Consider the following 21,614-nt stretch of genomic DNA (forward strand, 5'->3'; position numbering starts at 1 on the left):
GGCCGCGCTTGAGGCGTGCGCGCGTGGTCTTGTGGGGGGGGTGGGGGGCGGGGGGGGGGAGGGGGGGGGGGGGGGGGGGGGGGGGGCGGGGGGGGGGCCCCCCCCCCCGCTCCTGTGCCGGCCGCCGCGCGCCTCCCCGCGATCAGCCGTCCGTCAGCCTCTCGTCAGTACCCATGACGCATAGTGGTCAAGGAAGTTGACCATGACGAACAGACAGGACGACCGCAGATGAGCAACCCGTTCGACGATCCTGAAGGCACCTTCCACGTGCTGGTCAACGACGAGAACCAGCACAGCCTGTGGCCGTCCTTCGCCGAGGTCCCCGCGGGCTGGCGCACGGTGCTCGGCGACGCCTCGCGCGAGGACGCCGTGCGCTACGTGGAGGAGAACTGGACCGACCTGCGCCCGCTGAGCCTCGTCGAGCACGGGGCCTGATCCCGGTGGCTCACGCACCGGCGGCGATCGAGGCCGAGGGCCTCCGCAAGAACTACAAGGACCAGGAGGTCCTCAAGGGGATCGACCTCCACGTCCCCGCGGGCACCGTGCTCGGGCTCCTCGGCCCGAACGGCGCCGGCAAGACGACGACCGTCCGCATCCTCAGCACGCTGCTGCGGCTCGACGGCGGCCGGGCCACGGTGTGCGGCTTCGACGTCTCGAAGGACCCGAGGGAGGTGCGCCGGAGGATCGGTCTCTCGGGCCAGTACGCCGCCGTGGACGAGGAACTGTCCGGGCGCGAGAACCTGGTCCTGCTCGGCCGGCTGCTCCACCTGGGCACCGCCGCCGCCCGCGCCAGGGCCGAGGAGATGCTCTCCCGCTTCCACCTGAGCGACGCGGGCGACAAGCCGCTGCGGGAGTACTCGGGCGGCATGCGGCGCAGGCTGGACCTGGCGAGCACCCTGGTGGGCAGCCCGGAGGTCATCTTCCTCGACGAGCCGACGACCGGTCTCGACCCGAAGAGCCGGCTGGACCTGTGGGCCGTCGTACGGGAGCTCGTGGCGGAGGGCGTCACGGTCCTGCTGACCACGCAGTACCTGGAGGAGGCCGACGAGCTCGCCGACCGCATCGCGGTGATCGACAAGGGGGCGGTGGTCGCCGAGGGCTCCGCCGACGAACTCAAGCGCAGGGTGGGCGAGGAGCGGCTGGAGATCACCTTCGCCGATCCCGCGGACGTCCCCGCCGCGCTGACGGCGCTGAGCGGCGTACTGGTGGGAGAGCTGACCCGGGACGACCACAAGGGGGTGCTCGGCATCCAGTTGCAGGACGGGCTGGCGGGCATCGCCCGCGCCGCGGACGCGCTGCACCGGGCGGGCATCCCGGTGTCCGACTTCGCCCAGCGGCGGCCGTCACTGGACGAGGTGTTCCTGACGCTGACCGACCACCAGGCGGCTTAGCGGCATGCGGGAGCGGGCGGGAGTCGCGTGCCTGGTGCTGTGGGCGCCCGCGCTCGACCGGGCCGAGTTCCGCGGGCTGATGTCCGCCGAGGAGCGGGCCCGGTACGAGCGGTTCGCGGAGCCCGCCGACCGGGCGCGGTTCGCCTCGGCGCGGGCCCTGGTCCGGACGGCGATGGGCCGCGCCACGGGCGTGGCCCCGGACCTCGTACGGTTCGACCGGCGGTGCCGGCACTGCGCGGGGCCGCACGGGAAGCCGCGGGTCCCCGGCGCGGCCGTGAGGTTCTCGATCTCCCACTCCGGCGGGCGCGTCGCCCTGGCCCTCGCCGCGGACGCCGAGCCGGGGGTCGACGTGGAACGGATCTGCGACCGCCCGGTCGGACGGCTGGCGTCGCGCGTGCTGTCCGCCGGGGAACTGCGCGACCTGGAGGCGGTGCCGCCCGGGGACCGGTCGGCGGCCTACCACACCTATTGGACGCGCAAGGAGGCGATCCTCAAGGCCGTGGGCCTGGGGCTCTCGTCCTCCCTGCGCGGCATCACCGTGTCGGCGCCGGACCGGCCGGCGCGACTGACGCGGTGGGAGGCCGACTTCGTCCCGCCGTCCATCGCCATGTCCGATCTGCGGCCGGGCCCCGGGTACACGGCGGCCCTCGCCGTCGAGACCCGCGGGCCCATCGACCTGACCGAGTGCCACCTCGACGACCCGATGGACGCCCCGTGACGGCTCCGGCGGTCACCGGTCGGCGAAGACCATCCCCGCGTCGATCGCCGGGTCCTGCATGAGGATGGCTTCCTGGATCCGCCGCATCTTCTTGCGCGGTTCCAGGCCCAGTTCGGTGTTCAGCCAGGCACGGACCCGCTGGAAGACGGCCAGCGCGTCGCCCTGGCGGCCCACCCGGTAGAGGGCGAGCATCAGCAGCTCCGACATCCGCTCCCGCTCGGGGTGCTCGCAGGCCAGCTGCTCCAGCGCGCTGACGACGGCCGCCTCCCGGCCGATGCTCAGCCTGGCCTCGTAGAGGTCCTCCAGGGCGCCCAGCCTGCGTCCGGCGAGCCGGTTCGCGTAGGCGACGCACCTGAGTCCGCCCTCGACGTCGGCGAGGGCCTGGCCGCGCCAGAGGCGGAGCGCCTCGTCGAGGAGCCGGGCCGCCTCGTGCGGCGATTCGTGGAGCAGGGCGGAGCCGTGGGTGGCCAGGTCGTCGAAGCGGTGCGCGTCGACGGCGGACGGCGGAAGGTCGAGGAGGTACCCGTTCGCCGAGGTCCGCACCAGGAGGTTCCCCGGTATGCCCGTCATGCCCTCCAGGGAGGTCCGCAGCCGGCGCATGTTGGCCTGGAGCGCGTTCTTCGGGTTCTTGGAGTCCTGATCGGTGGAAAGCTCCTCCATCAGCAGGTCGACCGACACGACCTCGCCGGGAGCGAATGCCAGGACCGCCAGCAGGGTTCGCACGCGATTCGCCCCGAGGCTACGCGGGTGATTCCCCACCGTAACCTGCGTCGCCCCGAGCAGTTCCACCGAAAATCGCACATCTACCGGCTGGTAAGATTTCACTAGTCCCCGTCCCAAAAGCTTCGATCACTAAATGGTCGACCTTCATTCCATTTCCGGAACGTCCGCCTGGGGCGGGCATCGGCTGGAATCCGAGGGAGCCAAGGGAGGGGTGGACACTGTTTGAGGCGCACGAAACCACATGGTCGAGCACAAGAAGTCCCCCCGGACACTTCGTTATTTCGGCGCGGCTGACGGTTTCATCGTGACTGGCCGGTCACGATATGTCCGTTCACGCCGCAAACCTCAATTCCCCCGGCTGCGAACCTAACACGCCCCCCGCGCGCGGGGCTTCCCGTGAATGCGCGAAAGCACGCGATTTTGCTGGATTTTGATGCCCCGTCGGCCGAAAAACGCCGTAGGTGCGGGCGCCCGTCGCCGGGCGGGCCCGACGGGGCCGGGGGGCACCCGGGTCGCGCACCCCCCGGAGCCGTCACAGCAGGTCGAGCCGCTGGCCGACGCCGAGGTCCAGCGCCGTGCGGTGGACCGCGTCGATCAGCCCGACGTCCAGGATCGACATGCCGAAGGGGTTGCTCACCACGTAGCCGCTCGTCGGCCGGATGGCCGGAACCTGGCCGAGCAGAACCTGGCCCAGTGTCCCCTCGACGGACCGGCCGGCCCCGCGCGCGGGCGCGCCCTCCGTGCCCGGCCGGGTCACCTTCCGCTCCTGCAGCAGGCTGCCCAGGATCCGGCGCGGGTTCTCCTCGATCAGGTCGAGGTCGTCCCCGTAGACGGCCTGCGCCCCGAGGAAGACCCCCTCGGTCAGGTCGCCGAGGGAGACGTGCGCGACGAAGCTCCCCGGCTCGAACAGGTCGGCGCGCAGGTACGGTTCGCTGCTCGTGGTCAGCGTCACGGTGACCGGCGTGGCCCTGATGGCCTCGGCGGCCGTGGCCGCGACGGTCACCTTCAGCTGCGGGTGCTTCTCGCCCGCCCAGGCGGCCAGCTCCGCCGCCCGCTGCTCGGACAGGTCGAAGACGACCACCGTGCGCACGTCCGGAAAGGCGCCCACCAGCAGGTCCAGGTGCGCACGGGCCAGGGCGCCCGTACCGATGAGCGTGATGCCGTCCCAGCGCTCCGGACCGAGCACGCGCAGGCTGACCATCGTGTACGCGGCGGTGCGGACGGCGCTCAGGTAACCGGCCTCCGCTATCAGTCGGGGCCGCGCCGTCTCCGGGTCGAAGACGAAGCTGAGCCCGCCGGCGCGCTCGATGCCCTTGGAGGGGTTGTTCACCGCGGCGTTGATGAGCTTCATGCCGTACACCGGGCCGTCCTCCCGGTGCAGGGCGCCCAGCATCGCGATGGCGCGGCTGTAGGCGCCGTCGCCGTTGGTCCAGGGCAGGTAGCCCTCGGCCGGGATCTCGGTGCGCCCGGCGGCCTGGATGCGCAGGACGTCCGCGGCGACCTCGACCGGGTCCAGCTTGTCCAGGCAGGCGAGTACGGCGGGCCGGTTGAGAAAGAGCAGGCTCTCCTGGGACATGAGATTTCCTCACCTCTGGGAATCGGGATGCGCTCCGGCGCCATGACGGGGCTGCGGCGGAGGGCCGGCCGTTCGGCGACCGGCCGACGTGCGCCCGCCTGTGAAGGACCAGCCCCGGAATCGCGGAGTACACACGGACCCGGGCTGCGTCATGCGGTGAGCTGTCGCAGAGTAGCCGACCGACTTCCGTTTCCAGTAGGGGAGTTCGCATGAATTTCACAGGGCGCCGACCGCCGGCTCCCGCGGCGAAACCGTCGGGTCCCGGCCGCTCGAATCACGTCAGCGCTCGGTCAGCAGCATGTCAATTCGGCCCACTAGCTTGATCAGCGTCCCCCGGAGCGTACGGCTCGGGGGATCAGGTGTGCATGGGCCCGGTCGGGACGACGGTGGTACGCAATCGCGCGCTCCGTGCCGACCTGTTCTTCGACGACTGCGCTGAGAGGAGCCGGCCAGCCGTGACCTCACTGACCGAAGTATCCGCCCATTGGCCCACTCAGGTCTCCATCACGAGCCGCCAGGAGGCACTGGGCCTGACGGACACCGAACTCCGCCGCTACGGCAGGGGTTTCGGCCTGTCGGAGATCTGCTGGGACGACACGGAGTCCGAGACGGAGAGCCTGCTGGCCGCGGTCCACAAACTGTCCCTCCTGCGGGGCCAGGAGGACCGGGTCCGCTACGTGCTCCGGCCCCGCACGCAGCGCTTCACGTCCCCCTACCCCCTGAGCCCCCTGCACGAAGTGCGGCGCGAGGCCGGTCTGCGCCACGCCAAGACCTTCGCGCTGACCGAACAGGCCTGTGCCTCGGGGCTGCTCGCCGTCGACGTGGCGGGCATGCTGCTGGCCGAGGAGGAGGACCCCGACGCGCTGGCCCTGGTCCTGGTCGGCGAGAAGGCCCACGGCGAGATCTCGCAGGTCCTCGGGGGCATGGGCATCACCGGCGAGGGCACCGCGGCGGTGCTGGTCTCCGCACGCGGCACCAAGGACCGGGTCCTGGGCTTCGCCACCAGGACCGTATCGGTGGGCGCCCCCGGGCTGGTCATGCCCGACGAGGCCTTCGTCCGCTTCCGGGAGATGTACGCCGACGTCCTCATGGAGGTCGTCGGCAGCGCCCTGGAACAGGCGTCCCTGACGGCCGACGACATCAGCCTGGTGCTCCCCCACAACGTCAACCGGATCGCCTGGGTGAGGCTCAGCGACCGGCTGGGGGTCCCGGTGGAGCGCATGTTCCTGGACAACATCCCGCAGACGGGGCACTGCTTCGGGGCGGACCCCTTCATCAACTACGCGACCGCGACCGCACTCGGGCGGATCAATCCGGGCGACCGCTACCTCATGGTCTCGGTCGGACTCGGGGCGAGCTTCGCCGCGATGGTCGTGGAGCACTGACGTGAACCCACAGCGAGAGAGGCCTGCGGTGACTGGCAGGGAATTCAACCAGCGGCTGAAGACAGCGGTGGCCGGCGGTCCGTCGGGCTCCCTGGTCTTCCTGGGCAACTTCGAGGTCGAGGAGCAGTGGGCGCGCGGCGAGACCGGGCTGCCCCGGGTCTCCTCCGCGGGCAACACGGCCGTGGTCAACCGCATGGACGAGTTCGCGCTGCTGCTCGGCGACGTCGACGACCACGTCGTCCTGAAGACCGAACCCGACCCGGGCTACCTGGCCTACCTCCGGGAGCTGGGCCTCGGCCTCCCCACCGTCCACGTGGTGCGCGGTCAGATCCCCGGCAACACCGTCACCCAGGACGCGCTGGGCGACTCCGGACTGCTGGCCGTCCTCGGCGAGCTCGGCGCGCAGGGCGCCCTGCTGTCCCCGCACGGCGTCTCGGAGTGGGAGGAGGACCTCGCCGGCAAGGCGGGCATCGCCCTGGCCGCGCCCTCCGCCGAACTGTGCAAGGCGGTCAACAGCAAGGTCTACAGCCGTCGCGCCGCCGACGCGCTGGGATTGCGCCAGCCGCGCGGCTGGGCCTGCGAGACCCTCGGCGAACTGCGCACCGCCGTCGCCGCCGCGGCCGGACTGCTCGACGCGGGCGCCACCATCCTCGTCAAGGAGGCCTTCGGCGTCTCCGGCAAGGGCATCGCCGAGATCGAGAGCACCCGGCGCCTGGAGCGGATGGAGCGGATGGTCGCGAACTCCGTGCAGAAATCGGGCGCCGAGGGGATCGCCTTCGTCCTGGAGGAGAAGGTCGCCAAGGTCACCGACCTGAACTACCAGTTCACCATCGCCCGCGACGGTTCCGTCCGCCTGGACTTCGTCAAGGAGGCCATCACGGAGGGCGGCGTCCACAAGGGCCACCGCTTCCCGCCGCGCCTGACGGCCGGGCAGCACGAGGTGATCGAGCGGACCGCGGCGCTCCTCGGCCGCCGGCTCGCGGACGACGGCTTCTTCGGCGTGGTCGGGGTGGACGCCATGCTCGACCCCGACGGCGGGGTGTACCCGGTGATCGAGATCAACGCCCGCAACAACATGTCGACGTACCAGGCCCGCCTCCAGGAGCAGCTGCTCGGCGAGGGCCAGCAGGCCCTGGCGCGTCACTACCCGCTGGTGCTCGACCGGCCGCTGCCCTTCGACACCCTGCGGCAGGTGCTCGGCGACCTCCTGCTGGACCGCCCCGGCGGCAGCGGGCTGGTCGTCAACAACTACGCCACCGTCAACGCCGGCGCGGGATCCGGCAGCCCGTTCAGCGGCCGGCTCTACGGCCTGATCACGGGCGATTCGGCAGAGGAGCTCGCCGCGCTGGACGCGGCCGTTACGGAGCGGCTCGGACCCGGCGGGGCGCTCGACGCCTCCCGCGTCCGGGACACCGCCCGGTCCCAGTGGAAAGGTCAGTCATGACAGTCGAGCCAACCGAGTTCCGGGTCCAGGGACTCGGGATCACCGCACTCGCCGCCGAGTTCGGCACGCCCCTGTACGTCTACGACGGCGCCGCCCTGACCTCACGGATCACCGCCCTGCGGGACCTGATGCACCCCCGCCTGGAGTTCTTCTACTCGCTCAAGGCCAACCCCAACGTCTCGGTGTGCGCCCTGCTCCACGCGCACGGCGCCCGCGCCGAGGTCTCCTCGATGGCCGAGCTGCTCACCGCCCGCAAGGCCGGCGTACAGCCCCGCGACATCATGTTCCTCGGCCCGGGCAAGAGCCGCGCCGAGCTGCGGGAGTGCCTCACACAGGGGATCTACACGATCATCTGCGAGTCGCTCCCCGAGCTGGACCTGATCGAGGAGCTCGCCGCGGAGCTCGGCCTGGTCGCCCCGGTGGCGCTGCGCGTCAACCCCAGCTTCGCGGTCAAGGGTTCCGGCCTCACCATGGGGGGCAAGCCCCGCCAGTTCGGTATCGACGAGGCGCAGCTGCTCGCCGCGGGCCCCCTCGGCAAGGAGTTCGAGCACGTCCGGCTCATGGGCGTCCAGGCGTACATGGGCACGCGCATCCTCAGCGAGGACGCGATCGTGGAGAACACCCGCCGCATCCTCGAACTGGCCGAACGCATCGCGGCCCACCACGCCTTCGACCTCGACATGGTCGACGTCGGCGGGGGCCTGGGCGTCTCCTACTTCGAGGGCGAGCGCGACCTGGAGCTCGGGGTGCTGGCGCAGGCCGTCAACCCCGTGCTGGAGACCTTCGCGCAGAGCCACCCGCAGACCCGGCTGATCATGGAGCTGGGCCGGTACCTGGTGGCCGAGAGCGGCACGTACGTGACGCGCGTGCGCTACACGAAGACCTCGCTCGGCGAGAACTTCGCCGTCGCCGACGGCGGCACCAACCACCACATGGCCGCCGTGGGCATCGGTTCCTTCGTCAAGCGCAACTTCCCGATCCGGGTGCTCAACCGCTACGACGAGCCCGCCACGGAGGTCTGGAACGTCACCGGCCCCCTGTGCACCCCGAACGACACGCTCGCCAAGAAGGCCGCCCTCCCGCCGCTGCGCGCGGGCGACCTGATCGGCGTGGAGCGTTCCGGGGCGTACGGGCCGACCGCCTCGCCCGTGAACTTCCTGAGCCACGGCTACCCGGCCGAGGTGCTCGTCCACGACGGCCGCGCCCATCTGGTGCGCGAGGCCGACAGCGCCGAGGACCTGCTGGCCAAGCAGCGCCTGTTCGATCCGGCGCCGGTCGCCACCGCGGCCGAGCGCTAGGCCGTCTCTTCCGGATCTTGCCGGGGATCCTCTCCGGCCCTCCCCGACCACCGCACCGACGCCGCGAAAGGGCGCTACCCACATGACCGAGACCATCGCGACCACGGCCGACCGACAGGTCGTCGACGCCATCACCGAGGCCCTCGGGGCCGTGCTCCAGCGCGACCTGGGCGATCTGTCCCCCGACACGAAGCTCTTCGACACCCTGGGGCTGGACTCGACGGGCGTGCTCGACCTGCTGCTGCGCCTGGAGGAGCTGCTCGACGGGGAGTTCGACACCGACGAGCTGGAAATGAGCCACTTCGCCACGGTGCAGTCGCTCGCCGACTTCATCACCGCCGAGCTCGGCCGCTGACCATGGCCCTCGCAGCAGCGCCACCGGCCGGCGGTACGCGGCCGGCCCTCCCCGGGGGTCTCGCGGTGACCGGAGCCGTCCACCGGACCTTCGGCACCGGGACCACGCCGCTCGGCCAGGAGGCCGAGCGGCGGTTCTTCCCGAGCCACACCGGGCACGCCGGTGTGGTCCTGCGCGAAGAGCTCCTCGACACCGCGGTCGGCAACACCTTCGAGGACATGGGCGCCGAACTGCTCGCCGCACTGGGCGAGCAGCCCGAGACCGACCTCGTGGTCCTCGCCTACTCCACGCCGGACTTCCTGCCGACGGTGCTGACCGCGCCCACGCTGGCGGAGCGGCTGCCGGGCCGGCCGCTGCTCCTCGCGGTGGCCGACCAGGGTCCGACGGGCCCGTTCAGCGCGCTCGCCCTCGCCCGGAGCTACGCCCGCCGGCACGGGTTCCGGCGGGTGCTGGTCCTGGCCTTCGACCAGCACGTCATGCCGTACGACGTGCCGGGCTCCGGCCCGCGCGGGCTGGCCGGGGACGGCGCGGTCGCCCTGGTCCTGGAGGCCTCCGGGGACAACTGCCGGGTGCGCCAGGTCTGCGGGCTGGACCCGCGGGAGGCTCCCGGGCAGGTGGCCGCGCTGATCCGGGAACTCGACCCGGAGGGCACCGCCGAGGTCGTGGCGGGGCCCGGCGTGGACCCCGCCTGGGAGCTGCCGGTGTCCCCCGGATCGGTGCGGCGGGCGCCGGCGGGCTACCCGTGCACGTCCGTGCTGGGGGCGTTCGCCGAGCGCGTCGCGGCGGCCGGCGGGGGCGCGTCGCTGCTCGTCGAGTACGACCCGGTCCTGGGAGACCTGTCGGTCTGCCGGGTCGACCCGGCGGCAGCCGCGTGACGGCGACGGGCCTGGACACCGCGCCCGTCGCCGTGCGGCCGGAGCGGTCCGTCCGGGACGTGGCGCGCAGGGAGGGCCTCGCGCCGGCCCTGCGCCTGCTCCTCGGGGCGCCCGGCTCCGGCCCGGCTCCGCGCGGGCCGGCCGGGTTCGCCCTGCTTCCGGAGGAGCGGGCGGCGGAGCACACGGTCGTACGCCGCTACGCGCTCGCCGGGGGTGCGGTCGTGGTCGCCCGCGATCCGCGGCCCGCCCCGCCCGGCGGCGGCGCCGTCGACCCGATGGGGCTGCTGCGGCTGCGGCTCGGGGTGGCCGAGGGCCTGCGCGACGCCTGCGTCGCGCACCTGGGCTCCCGGCCGAGCGGCGAGAGCACCGTCCTGATGCAGCAGATGGTCAAGGGGCAGCTGGCCGAGGCGCTCGCGCACCAGCTGGAGCTGTCCGCCCTGCTGGACTCCGGCACCCCGCTGCAGGGCCCGTTCCTGCGGAGCCTGCACGGCCAGATCACCCTCAACGGCCGGTCGCTGCTGCGGCTCCTCGGCGCGTACGGGTATCTCGCGGACGGCCCGGGAGCGACGGCCGAGGCGTCCGAGCTGCTGGCCGACATCCACGACACGGCGAAGGAGGACGGGTGAGCACGCTGGACGCCCGTCTGACCGCCCTGCGCGGTCAGGCCCGCGAATGGGCGGCCGACTTCCGCGCGGCCGCGCTGGACCTCGACCGGGACCCCGGGTCGGTCACGGACCACCTCGATCTGCCCGGCGTGCGCTTCCTGAGCACGTTCGGCGTGCCCGCCGCCTTCGCGGCGGAGCCGCCGGCCGTGGGCCCGTACCGGTTCGACGGGACGAACGGTCTGGAACGGGCCGTGGTGCTGGAGGAGTTCGCCGCCGGCGACATCGGCATGACCCTGGCCGCACCGGGGCCGTCCATGTCGGGCGTGCTGGTCGCGAAGCTCGGGGACCGGGAGCAGCAGGAGTGGTTCTTCGGCGAGATGACCGCCGCCCCGACCTGGACCTGTTTCGCGCTGACCGAGCCCGAACGGGGTTCGGACGCCTCCGCGCTCGGCACCGCCCTGCGCGAGGAGGACGGCGAGCTGCGGCTGACCGGTGCGAAGCGGTACGTCGGCAACGCGGCCCGTGCCCGGTACGCCGCCGTCTTCGCCCGCACCCGGCCCGGCCCGCTCGGGGTGACGGCCGTCCTGGTGGACACCCGTACGGCGGGCTACCGCGCCGAGCCGCTGGACAGCCTGGGGATCCGCGGCGCCCAGATCGGGGCGATCACCCTCGACGGGGCGGCCGTCGAGCGCGACCGCGTCCTGGGCCGCCACCTGTCGCCCGCCCGGCGCGGCATCTGGGCGTCCCTCCAGGTGTTCAACGAGCTGCGGCCCTCGGTCGCGGCCCTGGCCCTGGGCATCGCGGGCGCGGCCCACGCCTACGTACGGGAGCACTACGCCGGGGCCCGCGGCGCGGACCGGGACCGGATCGAGGTGATGGGCCGGCGGATCGACGCCACCAGGGCGCTGGTGCACGAGGCGGCGCGGGCCGTGGACGCGACCGGGGAGGGGTACCTCGCCTCCGCGGCCAAGGCCCGGGCCTGCGCGCTGGCCGAGGAGACGACGCTGGCGGCCTGTGACCTGCTCGCACCGGCGGCCCGGCCGGCCCATCCCCTCCTGGACAAACTGGTCCGGGACGCCCGGGGAGTCGAGTTCATGGAGGGGACCCGGAACATCCAGCACCTGAACCTGTTCCAGGGGCTGAAGTCCGGGAGGGTCGGGGCGTGAACGCCGGGCGGGCGGTCCGCGCGGGCTCAGGCCCGGTTCAGGAACGTCAGCACCGCCATGACCCGCCGGTTGTCGTCCTTCGACGGCGGCAGGTCCAGCTTGGCCAGGATGTTGTTGATGTGCTTGGCGACCGCCTTCTCCGTGATCACCAGCACGGCCGCCACGGCCGCGTTGGACCGGCCCTCGGCCATGTACCCGAGGACCTCGCGCTCCCGGTCGGTGAGACGGGCGACCTGCTGGTCCTGGGAGTTGTGGCTCATCATCCGGGACACCACGTCGGGGTCCATGACCGTGCCCCCCGCGGCCACCCGGTGCAGGGCCTCGATGAACTGGGAGCCGTTGAACACCCTGTCCTTGAGCAGGTAGCCGACGCCGCCCTCACCGTCGGCGAGGAGCTCCTGCGCGTACAGCTGGTCGACGTACTGCGACAGCAGGAGGGAGGGCTGGCCGGGCCGGCGGCGCCGCGCCTCCAGGACGGCCCGCAGCCCCTCGTCGGTGTGCGTGGGCGGCATCCGGATGTCGACGAGGGCGATGTCCGGCTCGTGTTCGGCGAGCGCCCGGGTGAGCTCGGGACCGGTACCGACCGCGGCGACGATCTCGAATTCGTTCAGCTCCAATAGCCGCGTCAGCCCCTCGCGGAGCAGGAACTGGTCTTCTGCGAGCACCAGACGCATGTCATTTCCCCCACTGTTCCCCGACTGTTCCCCGTCAGCCCCGGCGCGGCCGGGACGGGGCTCCCGGGGCCACAAGCTAGCAATGCCCGGTTGCGACGGGCAACCAAGGTGCGACGAGCGGTCAGCGCCTGGTCAACTGATCGTCAGCGGCGTTTGACAAGCTCTCGAAGTCCGACGCCGAAAGGGCATTTGACCACTCATGGCCGATGAAGACATCCCAGTAGCAGGCAAGCCGGCCTGGTTCACCGCCTCCGCCGGACACATCGACGTGGAGAGTGTCCCATTCAAGTCATATCCGCCCCGCATGAATTCAATGCCGACGACCTCTACGTCGACCTTGAATCCGTTGTCGGCGAACGTCTGATCCTGAAGTGCGAGGGATTCAATTTCGCCGGCTCCATCAAGCTCAAGGCAGCCCATGCGATGGTCTCGGCCGCGGAACGCTCCGGTGAACTCCGCGCGGGCTCGACGATCGTGGAGAGTTCCTCGGGGAACCTCGGCGTGGCGCTGAGCATCGTCGCCTGCAGCCGCGGCTACCGCTTCATCTGCGTCACCGATTCCCGCTGCACCCTCGCCGCGCGCCAGCTCATGCAGCTGCTGGGCAGCGAGGTGCAGGTGGTCACCGAGCCGCACCCGGTCGACGGGCTGCTCGGAGCCCGCATCCAGCGGGTCCGTGAACTGTGCGCGGGCATCGACGGTTCGGTGTGGCTCAACCAGTACGCGAACCCGAACAACTGGATGGCCCACTACCGGCTGACCGGTCCCGAGATCCTGAAGGCGTTCCCCGACCTCGGCGTGCTGTTCGTCGGCGCCGGCACCACCGGCACGCTCATGGGCTGTGCGCGCTACATGCGGGAGCACAAGCCCTCCGTACGGATCGTCGCGGTCGACGCCGTCGGGTCCGTCACCTTCGGCGGACCGTCGCAGAGCCGCATGATCCCCGGCCTCGGGACGGGCGTACGACCCCACCTGCTCGACGAGTCCTACGTGGACGACGTGGTCATGGTCCCGGAGATCGACACCATCCGGTCCTGCCGGCAACTGGCCCGGCGCGGCTTCCTCTTCGGGGGGTCCACCGGAACCGTGGTCAGCGGCGCCACCGCCTGGCTCGCCGGGAATGGCCTCGCGGCCGACGTGACGGCCGTGGCCATCGCACCCGACCTGGGCGAGCGCTACCTGGACACCGTCTACCAGGACCAGTGGGTGAGCGACCTCTACGGTCCCGGCGTCCTCCAGGAGGCGGTGGCGGCCGAGAGCCTCTGACCCCCCTCCCCCGTCCCGGGCCCCGGGCCCGTCCGCACCGCACGTCCTGAGCCAACGGGCGGGCGTCCTCACCGGCACACCTCGTCCCAGCACTCATGGAGACCGTCATGACTTCGCGCACCCTTCCGGACCTGCCCCTCACCGGGGCGCAGAAAGGCATCTGGTTCGACGAGCAGCTGTCCAGCGGTCGGCTCGCGTACAACATGGCCGACTACCTGGACGTCAGCGGGCCGCTCGACGAGCAGCTGCTGCGGCGCGCGCTGCGACAGGTCCTGGACGAGGCGCAGTGCACGCGGGCGCGCTTCTTCGACGTGGACGGGCTGCCGGTGCAGCGGATCGCACCGCTGGACGGGCTCCCGCTGGAGGTCCTGGACCTCGGCGGGAGCCCGGACCCGGTCGGCGAGGCGCTGAAGCTGATGGACGAGGACCTGCACCGGCCGTTCGAGCTCGAAGGCGGTCTGCTGTTCCGCACGGTCCTCTTCCGCGTGTCCGCGGACCGTACGCTGCTCTACCTGGCCATGCACCACCTGCTGTCCGACGGCTACAGCCGGCTCGCGGTCTACCGGCGCCTCAGCGAGGTGTACGGGGCTCTGAGCGCCGGCGAGGAGCCGCCGGGGGACCCGCTGCCCCCGCTGGAGCTGCTGCTCCGGGAGGAGGCGGCGTACCTGGAGTCGCCCGCCCTGGAGCGCGACCGGCGCTTCTGGGCGTCCCACCTCGACGGCGCCGCGGAACCGGTCAGCCTCGCCGCCGGCGACCCGGTACCGGGCACCGGCTTCCTGCGCCGCACCCGCGAGGTCGACGCGGTCGCCACCGGCCGCCTGCGCGCCGCGGCGTCCGCGGCCGGCGTCACCTGGCCCACCTTCGCCATCGCCGCGACGGCGGCGTACGTGGGCAAGGCAGCCGGCCGTGACGACGTGCTGCTGACCCTCCCCATGACGGCGCGCCTGACGGCCACGGCGCGCAACGTGCCCGGCATGGTGGCCAACTACCTGCCGCTCCCGGCGCGCGTCGCTCCCGCGACCACGGTGTCCGAGCTGCTGGGCAGCACGTCGAAGGCCGTCGCCCGCTCCCTGCGCCACCAGCGCTACCCGGCCGAGCGCATCCGCCGCTCGCTCGGCATGCAGTCCGACCGGCGGCCCTTCGGCCCCTTCGTCAACGTGCTCCCGCAGACACCGGAGTTCCGACTCGGTCCGTGCGGGGCCCGGTTGCACAACCTCTCCACCGGCATCGTCGACGACCTGATGATCACGGTGCTGGACGGCGCCGAGGGCACCCTCGAACTGCACATGAACGGCAACCCCGAGCGGTATTCCGAGGCCGAGGTCGTGGACCACCTGCGCCGTTTCGGAGCGTTCCTCCAGGTGCTCGCGGCCGCCGACCCGGCGACGCCGCTCGGCCGCCTCGACCTCGCGACCGAGCCGGAGCGCGCCGCCCTCCTGGCGGCCGGCACCGGACCCCGCGGCGAGGCCCTCACGGGGGGAGTGGTGGAGCTCGTACGGGAGTTCGCCGCCACCACTCCCGCCGCCCTGGCGGTCACGGACGGCGCCACGGACGCCTCCTACTCCTCGCTCGCGATCTGGGCGGACGAGCTCTCCGAGACGCTCGTCTCGGCCGGCGTCGGCCCCGGCACCCTGGTCGGCATCCTCGCCGAGCCGAGCGCCGCCTTCGTGGGCGCCGTCCTCGGCGTCCTCGGCGCGGGTGCGGCCTGGGTACCCCTCGACGTGCACGCGCCGACCGCCCGCATCGACGGCCTGGTCACCGACGCGCGGATCGGCCACCTGCTCGTCGGGCCCGGGCTGCAGGGCCTGGCCGCGGAGCTCGGCGACGGCGGCGTACGGACCCACCCGCTGCCCGGCGGCCTGACCCCGCACCCGGTGCCGCTGGACGAGCTGCGCACACCGGCCGGCGGCCCCGCCGACCTGGCGTACGTCATCTTCACCTCGGGCTCCACGGGCAAGCCCAAGGGCGCCATGGTCCACCGCGCCGGCATGCTGAACCACCTCGGCGCCAAGATCGACGACCTGGGTCTGACCGCGGCCGACCGGGTCGTGCAGAACGCCCCCGTCACCTTCGACGTGTCGGTCTGGCAGATGCTGGCCCCGCTCGTCGTCGGCGGAACCGTCCACGTGGTCCCCCGCGAGGTCGCCGCCGATCCCGACGCCCTGTTCGCCACCGCGACCGACGACCACGTCACCGTCCTGGAGGTCGTCCCGACCCTGCTGCGCGCGGCCCTCGACAACTGGGACACCGCGCCCGGCGCTCCGGCCGCCCGGCACCTGCGCTGGCTCATGGTGACCGGCGAGGCCCTGCCGCCCGACCTGTGCACGCGCTGGTGGCAGCGCCACCCCGGGGTCCCGCTGATCAACGCGTACGGACCCACCGAATGCTCGGACGACGTCACGCACGCCGTCCTGCGCGCCGGAGGCGCGGTCGGCGCCCGCGTACCGATCGGCCGGCCCGTCCGCAACACCCTGCTCCACGTCCTCGGCGACGACCTGCGGCCCGCGGCCCCGGGCGCGATCGGCGAGCTGTACGTCGGCGGCGAGGGGGTCGGCCGCGGCTACCTCCTGGACCCGGCGAAGACCGCCGCGGCCTTCGTGCCCGACCCCTTCGCCCCCGTTCCCGGCAGCCGCATGTACCGCACCGGCGACCACGTGGTCTGGCGCCCGGACGGGCAGTTGGAGTTCCTGGAGCGGCGCGACCACCAGGTGAAGATCCGGGGCCACCGGGTCGAGCTCGGCGAGATCGAGGCGGCGCTGCGTTCCCTGCCGCACGTCGTCGACGTCGCCGTCACCGCCCCCGCGCACTCCTCCGGCGCCGCCCGTCTGGTGGCCTACCTGGTCGCGCCGGGCACCGAACCGGCCTCCGTGCGGGACGCGCTGGCCGAGCTGCTCCCCCCGTACATGGTGCCCACCAGCTGGATCCCGCTGCCGGCGCTGCCGCTGACCCCGCACGGCAAGGTCGACCGCCGGGCGCTGCCCGCGCCGGCGGGTGCCGCCACGGCCACCGCCGTCGCCGCGGCCGGCGACACCGCGGCCGGCGCGCCTTCCCCGGCCGCGGCCGGGCGGCGCGGCCGTCTCCCCCGCAACCCCGCCGAGCAGGCGCTGCGCGAGATCTTCGCGCAGGTCCTGGGCCTCGACGCGGTGGGCGCGGACGACGGCTTCTTCACCCTGGGCGGGGACTCCATCAGCTCCATCCAGGTGGTCAGCCGCGCCCGGGGCCGGGGCATCGTCCTCACCCCCCGCGACGTGTTCGCCCTCAAGACCCCCGCCGCCCTCGCCGCCCACGCGGGGACGGCCACCGGGGCGGCCGGGGAGAGCGCCCCCGCCGCGCGGGCCGCCGAGGACGGCGTCGGCGAGGTCGAGCCGACCCCGATCATCTCCCAGCTCGCCGAGGACCTCGGCGAACTGGACGGCCCCGCCGGCCAGTTCAACCAGTACGTCCTGCTCCGGGTGCCCACCGCGATGACGGCCGGCACCCTCGCCCCCGCCCTGCAGTCGCTGCTCGACGCGCACGACGCACTGCGCCTGACGGTGGCGGAGCCCGCCCCCGGCATCTGGTCCCTGCACACCGCCGCGCGCGGCTCCGTGGCCGCGGGCCGGCTGATCCGCACCGTGGACGCCTCCGGCGCCGCCGGTGATCCCGCCGCACTGGACCTGCTGGTCACGGCCGAGGCGGACGCGGCACGCACCCGGCTCTCCCCGTCCGACGGGGTCATGCTCCAGGCCGTGCTGCTGCACGGCGGCAGCGCCCCCACCTCGCACCTGCTGCTGCTCGCCCACCACACCGTCGTCGACGGCGTCTCCTGGCGCATCCTGACCGGCGACCTGGAGGCCGCCTGGACCGCCGTCGCCGCCGGCCGGACACCCGAACCGGAGGCGGCCGCGACCTCCTACCGGCGCTGGGCGGCCACCCTCGCGGCAGAGTCCCGCGCCGCGGGCCGGATCGCCGAACTGCCCTACTGGCAGGCCCAGCGCGAGGACGAGCCGTCCGTCCTCGGCAGCCGCCCGCTCGACCCGTCCCGGGACACGTACGGCACCGCCCGGCGGCTGCGGCTCGAACTGCCCGCCGACCAGACCGCCGCGCTGCTGACCGCGGTGCCCGCCGCCTTCCACGGCGAGATCAACGACGTCCTGCTCGGCGCACTGGCCCTGGCCGCCGCCGACTGGCGGGGCCGCTCCGCGCCGGACTCCGCGCGCCCCCTCCTGATCGAACTCGAAGGCCACGGCCGCGAACAGATCACCGACGACGTCGACCTCTCCCGCACGGTCGGCTGGTTCACCACCGTCTTCCCCGTCCGCCTCGACCTCGGCGCCCTCGACCGCGAGGAGGCCCGGGCCTCGGGCCCCGCGCTCGCCACCGCCGTCAAGCGGGTCAAGGAGCAGCTGCGCGCCGTCCCCGACCGCGGGATCGGCCACGGCCTGCTGCGCCACCTCAACCCGCGCACCGCCCGGGCGCTGGCCCCGGCGCCCGCCCCGAGCCTGGGCTTCAACTACCTCGGCCGGTTCCGCGTCGACGGGACGGCCGGCCCCTGGACCCTCGCCGGAGGCTCCTCCGTCATCGCCACCGGGTTCCACCCGGACACCCCGCTGCGCCACACCCTGTCGGTCACCCCGGTGACCGAGGACCACGCCGACGGTCCGCGCCTGGTCGCCGACTGGCTGTGGGCGGACGGGCTCCTCGACGAGGCGGAGGTCCGTGAACTCGCCACTGCCTGGTTCGCGGCCCTGCGCGCCCTCGTCAGCCACGCGGCCCTGCCCGGAGCCGGCGGGCACACCCCCTCCGACCTGCCCCTGGTGGCGCTGAGCCAGGAGGAGATCGACGAGATCGAGCAGGCACCGGACGCCCCGGCCGACACCGCGGTCACCGACGTGCTGCCGCTGACGGCGATGCAGCGGGGCATGCTGTTCCAGGCCGAGTTCGACCAGCGGGGAACCGACCTCTACACGCTGCAGGTCGCGGCCGACCTGCACGGCGCGGTGGACGCGGACGCCCTGGAGCGCGCCCTGGCCACCCTCGTGGAGCGGCACCCCGGGCTCGGCGGGGCCTTCCGCCACCGGGACTCGGGCGGTCCGGTCTCGGTGCTGCGCTCGGGGATCCGCGTACCGCTGCGCCGCGTCGACCTGTCCGGGCTCGCGCCCGACGGGCAGCGGGCCGAGCTGGACCGGCTCGCCGAGGAGGACCGGCTCCGGCGCTTCGACCTGGCCCGTCCGCCGCTGATGCGCTGGGCCCTCGTACGGCTGGACGACGAGCGCCACCGCCTGGTCTGGACCCTGCACCACATCCTGGTGGACGGCTGGTCCATGCCCGTGCTCGTGCGCGAACTGCTCGCCTGCTACCAGGACGAGGGCGCCGGCGGGACCCTCCCGCCCGCCGTTCCCTTCCGCGCCTACCTCGCCTGGCTGGCCGGTCAGGACCACGACGCGGCCCGGGCGGCCTGGACCGACGCCCTCGCCGGTCTCGACGAGCCGACCCTGCTGTGCGGAGCGGCTCCCGACCGGCTGCCCGTCGAACCGGACTCGCTGCCCCTGCGGCTGAGCGCCGAGGAGACCGCCGCGCTCTCCGGCTTCGCCGCGCGCCAGGGCCTGACCCTCAACACCGTCTTCCAGGGCGGCTGGGCCGTGCTGCTCGGCCGGCTCACGGGCCGCTCCGACGTGGTGTTCGGGTCGACGGTTTCCACCAGGCCGGCGGCGCTGCCGGGCGTGGAGGGCATCGTCGGGCCGTTCCTGAACACCCTGCCGGTCCGGGCCGTCCTCGACCCCGCCGAGACCGTCGGCGCGTTCCTGCTGCGGATCCAGGACGCCCAGTCCGCCCTGCGGGACTTCGACCACCTCGGGCTCGCCGAGATGCTCGCCGGTTCCCCGGGACTGGCCGCGTACGGCGAACCCTTCGACACCGCGCTCGTGTTCGAGAACTTCCCCCTGGCCGAGGCCGCGGGCTCCGTCACCACCGGCCGCGACGGACTGCGCATCACCGGCGTCACGGCCCGCGACGCCCGCCACTACCCGCTCAGCATGGTCGTCCTGCCGGGCCGGGAGTTCGAGGTCCGCTTCGACTACGCGCCCGACCTGTTGTCCCGCGACGAGGTGGCGGCCGTGGCGCAGCGCCTGCGGGGGCTGCTCTTGGACCTCGCCGCCGCCCCCGGCCGCAGCGTCGGCCGGCTCGACGTCCTGACCGAGGACGAGAGCGGCCTGCTGCGGAAGTGGAACGACACCGCGAGCGCCGCCGCCACCGGCATCGCCGGCGGCGTGGTGGAGCGCGTGCGCGCCTTCGCCCGGCTCTCCCCCACGGCCGTCGCCGTGGCGGACGGGGAGCACGAGGTCGGCTACGCGTCCCTCGTCCGCTGGTCGGACGAACTGGCCGGACGGCTGACCGCCGCCGGAGCGGGCCCCGGCTCGCTCGTGGCCGTGCTGGCCGAACCGGGTGCCGCCTTCGTCGGCTCCGTCCTGGCCGTCCTGCAGGCGGGAGCGGCCTGGATCCCCCTGGACGTGGGCGCCCCCGTGGCCCGCACGGCCGCGCTGTTCGCGGACTCCGGGGCGCGGTGCCTGCTGACGGGCCCGGGCTGCGAGGACCTGGCCTCCGAGGTGCTGGAGGCAACCGGTCCGGGCGCGGTCGCGCTGCGGACGGCCGCCGGCTTCGCGGACGTGGCCGAGGCGCCGGACGGTCTGGCGCGGCCCCTCGGCCGCCCGGACGACCTCGCCTACGTGATCTTCACGTCCGGGTCCACGGGCAAGCCCAAGGGCGCCATGGTCCACCGGCTCGGCATGGAGAACCACCTGCTGGCCAAGGTCGAGGACCTCGCCCTGGGCGCCGGCGACCGGGTCGTGCAGAACGCGCCCGTCACCTTCGACGTGTCGGTCTGGCAGATGCTGGCCCCGCTCGTCGTCGGCGGAACCGTCCGCGCGGTGTCCCGCGAGGTCGCCGCCGATCCCGACGCGCTGTTCGGCGTCGTGGCGGCCGAGGACGTCTCGATCCTGGAGGTCGTGCCGTCCCTGCTCCGGGCGTCCCTCGACGCCTGGGACGCGGCGGGCGCCGCCGCCGGAGCCGGCGGCCTGCGGCGGCTCGTGGTCACCGGCGAGGCGCTCCCCGCCGAGCTGTGCGACCGGTGGTGGGGCCGCTTCCCCGCCGTCCCCCTGGTCAACGCGTACGGCCCGACCGAGTGCTCGGACGACGTCACGCACGCGGTGCTCCACGCGGAGGACCGGCCGGGCGCCCGCGTGCCGATCGGCTCCGCCGTCCGCAACACCTTCCTCTACGTGCTGGGCGACGAGCTGCGCCCGGTGCCGGTGGGGACGGTCGGCGAGCTGTACGTCGGCGGGGCCGGAGTCGGCCGCGGCTACCTCGCCGACCCGGCCAGGACCTCCGCCACCTTCGTCGGCGACCCGTACGCCGGGGTCCCCGGCGCCCGGATGTACCGCACGGGTGACCGCGTGGTGCGGCGGCCGGACGGGCAGCTGGAATTCGTCGAACGCCGCGACCACCAGGTCAAGGTGCGGGGCCACCGGATCGAGCTCGGTGAGATCGAGGCCGCCCTGCGCGCCCTGCCGCAGGTGGCCGACGCGGCGGTGGTCACGTTCACGGACCCGTCCGCGGCGACCCGCCTCGCCGCCTACGTGGTGGCGCAGGACGCCGACGACCTCGCGGGGATCCGCGCCGACCTCGCCGGGGTGCTGCCGCAGTACATGGTCCCGTCCGCGTGGGTGGCGCTGCCCGCCCTGCCGCTGACCGCCCACGGGAAGGTGGACCGCAAGGCGCTCCCCGACCCGGCGGGAGCGGCGGACGCGACGTGCGCCGGGACCCGGCGGGAGGGCCGCGACGCGGTCGAGCGTTCGCTGTGCGCGGTGTTCGCCGAGGTGCTCGGAGTCGACGCCGTCGGCATCGACGACAACTTCTTCACCCTCGGCGGGGACTCCATCAGCTCCATCCGGGTCGTGGGCCGGGCCCGCGCCCACGGCATCGTGATCACCCCCCGGGACGTCTTCGGACACCGCACCCCCCTCGCCCTCGCGGCCGCCGTCGCCGCCGCCGGTGCGGGCGTACCGGCGCAGCAGCCGGCCGTCGCCGCGCAGGCACCGCTCCTGGAACTGAGCGACGACGAGATGGACGAACTCGACACTGAGCTGGAGTCACTGGATTCATGA

Annotated in this window: 15 protein-coding genes; 12 read left to right on the top strand and 3 right to left on the bottom strand. The window is 73.6% G+C overall.

Features of this window, described 5'->3' with window-relative positions; translation table 11 throughout:
* Window positions 1-228: 228 nt before the first annotated feature.
* From ACZ6S8_RS27135 to ACZ6S8_RS27145, 3 genes are read left to right on the top strand one after another with little or no spacing between them, the layout of a single operon-like run.
* Window positions 229-435 carry an MbtH family protein gene (locus ACZ6S8_RS27135; RefSeq protein WP_469460013.1) on the top strand — a complete coding sequence of 69 codons (207 nt, stop codon included), beginning with the start codon at window positions 229-231 and terminating at the stop codon, window positions 433-435.
* A gap of 5 nt (window positions 436-440) precedes the next feature.
* Window positions 441-1,391, top strand: coding sequence for an ATP-binding cassette domain-containing protein (locus ACZ6S8_RS27140; RefSeq protein WP_469460014.1), 951 nt, complete (start codon window positions 441-443; stop codon window positions 1,389-1,391).
* A 4-nt stretch (window positions 1,392-1,395) separates the two neighbouring features.
* The gene (locus tag ACZ6S8_RS27145; RefSeq protein ID WP_469460015.1) at window positions 1,396-2,109 is read left to right on the top strand and encodes a 4'-phosphopantetheinyl transferase family protein; all 714 of its coding nucleotides are present in this window, start codon (window positions 1,396-1,398) and stop codon (window positions 2,107-2,109) included.
* Window positions 2,110-2,121: 12 nt separating this feature from the next.
* Here the strand turns inward: ACZ6S8_RS27145 and ACZ6S8_RS27150 are convergent, their stop codons facing one another.
* Together ACZ6S8_RS27150 and ACZ6S8_RS27155 are read right to left on the bottom strand one after the other, a co-directional pair.
* A complete protein-coding gene (locus ACZ6S8_RS27150) occupies window positions 2,122-2,832 on the bottom strand; it encodes an AfsR/SARP family transcriptional regulator (protein ID WP_469460016.1) in 711 nt (236 codons plus the stop codon).
* 532 nt (window positions 2,833-3,364) lie between these two features.
* Window positions 3,365-4,408, bottom strand: coding sequence for a hypothetical protein (locus tag ACZ6S8_RS27155; RefSeq protein WP_469460017.1), 1,044 nt, complete (start codon window positions 4,406-4,408; stop codon window positions 3,365-3,367).
* A 455-nt stretch (window positions 4,409-4,863) separates the two neighbouring features.
* Between ACZ6S8_RS27155 and ACZ6S8_RS27160 the strand changes: the two genes are divergently transcribed.
* From ACZ6S8_RS27160 to ACZ6S8_RS27190, 7 genes are all read left to right on the top strand, one after another.
* A complete protein-coding gene (locus tag ACZ6S8_RS27160) occupies window positions 4,864-5,793 on the top strand; it encodes a 3-oxoacyl-[acyl-carrier-protein] synthase III C-terminal domain-containing protein (RefSeq protein ID WP_469460018.1) in 930 nt (309 codons plus the stop codon).
* A gap of 28 nt (window positions 5,794-5,821) precedes the next feature.
* The gene (locus ACZ6S8_RS27165) at window positions 5,822-7,237 is read left to right on the top strand and encodes a preATP grasp domain-containing protein (RefSeq protein ID WP_469460019.1); all 1,416 of its coding nucleotides are present in this window, start codon (window positions 5,822-5,824) and stop codon (window positions 7,235-7,237) included.
* Window positions 7,234-8,535 (top strand): diaminopimelate decarboxylase, encoded by a 1,302-nt coding sequence (gene lysA, locus ACZ6S8_RS27170; protein WP_469460020.1) that lies wholly within the window; start codon window positions 7,234-7,236, stop codon window positions 8,533-8,535. The genes ACZ6S8_RS27165 and lysA overlap by 4 nt, the downstream gene beginning before the upstream one ends.
* A gap of 82 nt (window positions 8,536-8,617) precedes the next feature.
* Entirely contained in the window at window positions 8,618-8,890 is a 273-nt protein-coding gene (locus tag ACZ6S8_RS27175; RefSeq protein ID WP_469460021.1) for a phosphopantetheine-binding protein, read from the top strand.
* A 2-nt stretch (window positions 8,891-8,892) separates the two neighbouring features.
* Window positions 8,893-9,765: a hypothetical protein gene (locus tag ACZ6S8_RS27180; RefSeq protein ID WP_469460022.1), complete on the top strand. Its 873-nt coding sequence runs from the start codon at window positions 8,893-8,895 to the stop codon at window positions 9,763-9,765.
* Complete coding sequence (locus ACZ6S8_RS27185) at window positions 9,762-10,391, top strand: hypothetical protein (RefSeq protein WP_469460023.1); 630 nt, start codon at window positions 9,762-9,764, stop codon at window positions 10,389-10,391. Before ACZ6S8_RS27180 ends, ACZ6S8_RS27185 begins: the two co-directional genes overlap by 4 nt.
* Window positions 10,388-11,536: an acyl-CoA dehydrogenase family protein gene (locus ACZ6S8_RS27190; protein ID WP_469460024.1), complete on the top strand. Its 1,149-nt coding sequence runs from the start codon at window positions 10,388-10,390 to the stop codon at window positions 11,534-11,536. Before ACZ6S8_RS27185 ends, ACZ6S8_RS27190 begins: the two co-directional genes overlap by 4 nt.
* 26 nt (window positions 11,537-11,562) lie before the next feature.
* Here ACZ6S8_RS27190 and ACZ6S8_RS27195 read toward each other — a convergent pair whose 3' ends face one another.
* Window positions 11,563-12,210: a LuxR C-terminal-related transcriptional regulator gene (locus ACZ6S8_RS27195; protein ID WP_469460025.1), complete on the bottom strand. Its 648-nt coding sequence runs from the start codon at window positions 12,208-12,210 to the stop codon at window positions 11,563-11,565.
* A 282-nt stretch (window positions 12,211-12,492) separates the two neighbouring features.
* Between ACZ6S8_RS27195 and sbnA the strand changes: the two genes are divergently transcribed.
* Window positions 12,493-13,473: a 2,3-diaminopropionate biosynthesis protein SbnA gene (sbnA, locus tag ACZ6S8_RS27200; protein ID WP_469460120.1), complete on the top strand. Its 981-nt coding sequence runs from the start codon at window positions 12,493-12,495 to the stop codon at window positions 13,471-13,473.
* Between the two features lie 107 nt (window positions 13,474-13,580).
* The gene (locus tag ACZ6S8_RS27205; protein ID WP_469460026.1) at window positions 13,581-21,614 is read left to right on the top strand and encodes an amino acid adenylation domain-containing protein; all 8,034 of its coding nucleotides are present in this window, start codon (window positions 13,581-13,583) and stop codon (window positions 21,612-21,614) included.

The sequence above is a fragment of the Streptomyces sp. NPDC048461 genome, from assembly GCF_055587105.1.